We start from the raw sequence: 3,364 nt of genomic DNA, 5'->3' as shown, positions 1-3,364 counted from the left end.
GCACACAGCTTGGCTTGCTGCGAGACAATCCCGATGAGGACAATCACCGACTGGAGAGCCGTATGCGGGAAAACTGCACGTACGGTTCGGAGGGCGGGGAGGGGCTTGCCCCTTCTCGACCCCTATCGACAGGACGTTGCCGTGAGCGTTTTTCGTGGGAGCGGCGGCAGCCGCGAATGTGCGCCAATTTCGGGGAGTGAAGCAAAGGGCCTGGACGAACAAGCAGCGAACTGAAGGAGATGACCATGGAAGAGAACGAACTGCGCGCGATCGTCGTCGACACGCTGATGCGCATCGCGCCCGAGGTCGCGGCAGACGAACTCGATGCCGCCAGGCCGCTGCGCAAGCAGGTCGATCTCGACTCGATGGACTGGCTCAATTTCCTGATCGCGCTCGACGAGCGGCTGGCGGTGGAGATCCCCGAAGCCGATTACGCGAAGCTGGTGACCCTGAACGACGTGGTCCGCTATCTGTCGGCCAGGGGACGTTGAACCCGGAAAAGCACTTGGCCACGAAATGCACGAAACCATTTATTCGATTGGACGCAGGCAGGCATAAGCCGATGGATTGCAGAGCAAACGGCTGCAACCCTCTGTTTCATTTCGTGGCGTTCGTGTTTTTCGTGGTTGAAGAGGGCCCCGAGCTGCGGCTATCGCTACTGGACGACAATCACGCTGCCGTCTTCCACCCTGACCCTGGCGCCGACGGCGAGGTCGGGTCTTTCCGCATACGAGACGATCCGGGTTCCGCCGTTGTCGAGACGGACATGGACCTCGTAATGCTGCTTGGCCTTCATCCTCTTCTCGATTTCCTGGCCGGCGTAGGCGCCGCCGACGGCGCCGGCGACCTCGGCCACGGTGGTGCCGCGGCCGCTGCCGATCTGGCTGCCGAGCAGGGCACCGGCGACGCCGCCGGCAATCATGCCGAGATAGCTTCCTTCTCCCTTGACCTCGACCAGGTTCACCGCTTCGATCACGCCGCAATTGGCGCAGACGGCGGCAGCCCGCGCGCTACCCGACCTCGCCGCGCCGCCCTGCAGGGAGTTGCTGAGCAGGGAACTGGCTTCGCGATCGCCGACGCGCAACTTGCCGGTCACCCTGGCACGCGCGTCGAGCCGGTCACGGCTCCTGATCGTGTAGTCGCCGGCGTACTCGCCGCTGTGGACTTCTTCGAGCCGGATCTTTCCCTGGATACCGGTGATGGTGGCACTGGCTTGCCCGCCCGGCGTACCGGACATCGTCAGCTTGATCTCCTCCCCGGCCTCGAGGCTGGACGGGGCCTCGACCCTGAACTCGTCGATGTGCGGAGTCCCCGCCGCGGCACTCTCCGCAAGTGGCTTCTTGCTGGCGGTGACGACAGGATCGTCGAGGATGGCGCTGGCCACCTGGTTGCCCAGGCGCAAATTGGCGGTCGCCTTGCTTTGCGCGCTGATCCGGTCGCGCTTCCTGATCGTGTAGCTGCCCTCATAGACACCGACCTCGTTCTCGTCGAGCGTCACCGTGCCCGTTGCGCCGTCGATCCTGACCGTGGCAATGCCGCCGGGACTGCCGTACAGGGTGAAGAACAACTCGTTGCCGGGTGTCGGCTGGGCCACCGGCTTCACGTCGAAGCCGGCGATTTTCGGGGCGGCAAGCATTGCGGCCGCCGGCGACTGTGCCTGCGCCTGGGTCGGCGCCAGGGGCAGCGTCAGGATCGCCAGGCTCACGAACAAGCGGGGGAAGATGTGCATTTGCTTGCCTCCTTGCGCTTGGCTGCTCATTTCGCCTCGACAGCTGCGCCGCTTGCAGCAGGTGCCGCTGGGGTTTCCGCCGGCGCGCTGGCGCCGAAGGTCGCGACATGGGCGAGCTTGCCTTCCTTGACCTCGAACACGGAAACCGCGCCGTCCTTGAGGTCGCCATGCTCGTCGAACTCGATCGTCGCGCTCACGCCCGGATGGCGCGTCTTCGGCAGCTCGGCGAGATACTTCTCCGCATCCACCGAGTTGGCACGCTGCATCGCGTCGGCGAGAACCATCACCGCGTCGTAAACGTAGGGCGCGTAAAGCTGGACGTCCTGGCCGTACCTGGCGGCGTAGCGCGCCTTGAAATCGGTACCCTGGGGCGTCGTTTCGAGCGGCTGGCCGGGCAGCGAGCAGAACTGCCCTTCGGCGACCTCGCCGGCGAGCCTGACGAATTCGGGCGTACAGGCGCCGTCGGGCGTGAGGAAGCGGGTCTTCAGTTTCGCCGCGCGCAGTTGCTGCAGGAAGGTTGCCGCCTGGACGTCCATCCCCGCGAACAGGACGATGTCCGGCTGCTTCGCCTTGAGCTTCACCAGCGCCGGCCTGAAGTCGGTGCTGTCGGCGGATACGGAAGCGCTCGCCACCACCTTGATCCCGAGTGCCGCGACGGCCTTCCTGTATTCCTCGGCCTGCCCCTGACCGGCCAGGGTCTGGTCGTCGATCACCTCGACCGTCCTGGCGCCCCGTTGCCGGGTGAATTCGGCGAGCGCCTTCGCCTGCTGCACGTCGTTGGCCAGGGTGCGGAAAGTGGTCCTGAAACCTTGCTGGGTGAAGCCGGGATTCGTGGCCGAACCCGTGACCTGGGGAATCCCCGCCTCGGCATACACCGTGGACGCTGCGAGCGTGGTCCCCGAGCTCAGGTGGCCGATGACCCCATTGACCTTCTCGCCGACCAGCTTCGCGGCGACCTTTGCTGCCTGTTCCGGATCGCCCGCATCGTCTTCGTTGACCAGCTTGAAGGTGACGACGGCGCCGCCGATCTCGAGCTTCCGCGAATTCAGGTCGTCGATCGCCATGCGGGCAGCGTTCTCGTTGTCCTGGCCGAGGTGTGCCAGCGCCCCGGTCAGCGGTGCGACGTGCCCGAGGCTGACAGTGATCTCGGGTTTGGCGGCAGGGGCCGGCGGCGCTGCGGGCGCCTTCTGCTCCTCCTTGCCACAGGCGACGAGCGCCAGTGACGCCACCAGGGTCAGCATGATTCCGGGGAAACGAGCGTTCGACATGCGCATCCTCCGCGACGGATTTAGTAGAATGTCATTCTCTGGGGCGCTACCGGAACTGTCAAGCGCAAACAAAAACGCCAGTTTTCCTTGCCTGATGATCAGGTCGAAAACTGGCGTCTTGAATTCGTGGCGGAGTGGACGGGACTCGAACCCGCGACCCCCGGCGTGACAGGCCGGTATTCTAACCGACTGAACTACCACTCCGCAGTGGCCGGTCCTTGCGGACCGCTATTGTGTTCCACAGTTTCGGCGTCACTCGAAACTGGCGTCCCCACGGGGATTCGAACCCCGGTTATCGCCGTGAAAGGGCGGTGTCCTAGGCCTCTAGACGATGGGGACCTGAACGATGCTGCTTACTACCTACAGT

The 3,364-nt window shown here is 64.7% G+C and carries 3 protein-coding genes and 2 tRNA genes; 1 reads left to right on the top strand and 4 read right to left on the bottom strand.

Annotated features, from left to right (window positions below; all coding sequences use genetic code 11):
* The first annotated feature begins 245 nt into the window (after positions 1–245).
* On the top strand, positions 246–491 hold the full coding sequence (locus CCR84_RS11020; RefSeq protein WP_201212201.1) for an acyl carrier protein: 246 nt from the start codon (positions 246–248) through the stop codon (positions 489–491).
* Positions 492–655: 164 nt separating this feature from the next.
* Here CCR84_RS11020 and CCR84_RS11015 read toward each other — a convergent pair whose 3' ends face one another.
* From CCR84_RS11015 to CCR84_RS11000, 4 genes are all read right to left on the bottom strand, one after another.
* Positions 656–1,729 carry an outer membrane lipoprotein gene (locus CCR84_RS11015; RefSeq protein ID WP_201212199.1) on the bottom strand — a complete coding sequence of 358 codons (1,074 nt, stop codon included), beginning with the start codon at positions 1,727–1,729 and terminating at the stop codon, positions 656–658.
* 26 nt (positions 1,730–1,755) lie between these two features.
* The gene (locus CCR84_RS11010) at positions 1,756–2,997 is read right to left on the bottom strand and encodes a branched-chain amino acid ABC transporter substrate-binding protein (protein ID WP_201212197.1); all 1,242 of its coding nucleotides are present in this window, start codon (positions 2,995–2,997) and stop codon (positions 1,756–1,758) included.
* A 127-nt stretch (positions 2,998–3,124) separates the two neighbouring features.
* A tRNA-Asp gene (locus tag CCR84_RS11005) sits at positions 3,125–3,201 on the bottom strand.
* Positions 3,202–3,260: 59 nt separating this feature from the next.
* Positions 3,261–3,336 (bottom strand) — tRNA-Glu (locus tag CCR84_RS11000).
* Between the last annotated feature and the right edge of the window lie 28 nt (positions 3,337–3,364).

Origin of the sequence: Rhodocyclus purpureus (genome assembly GCF_016653115.1) — a bacterium.
In the GTDB taxonomy this organism is placed as follows: domain Bacteria; phylum Pseudomonadota; class Gammaproteobacteria; order Burkholderiales; family Rhodocyclaceae; genus Rhodocyclus; species Rhodocyclus purpureus.
The sequence above is the reverse complement of the archived record's forward strand: the minus strand, read 5'-3'. Positions and strand labels throughout refer to the sequence as shown.

Bases quoted from the DNA above. Each gene is read 5' to 3' on its own strand.
- CCR84_RS11020 (WP_201212201.1), top strand. From the start codon at position 246: ATGGAAGAGAACGAACTGCGCGCGATCGTCGTCGACACGCTGATGCGC.
- CCR84_RS11015 (WP_201212199.1), bottom strand. From the start codon at position 1,729: ATGCACATCTTCCCCCGCTTGTTCGTGAGCCTGGCGATCCTGACGCTG.
- CCR84_RS11010 (WP_201212197.1), bottom strand. From the start codon at position 2,997: ATGTCGAACGCTCGTTTCCCCGGAATCATGCTGACCCTGGTGGCGTCA.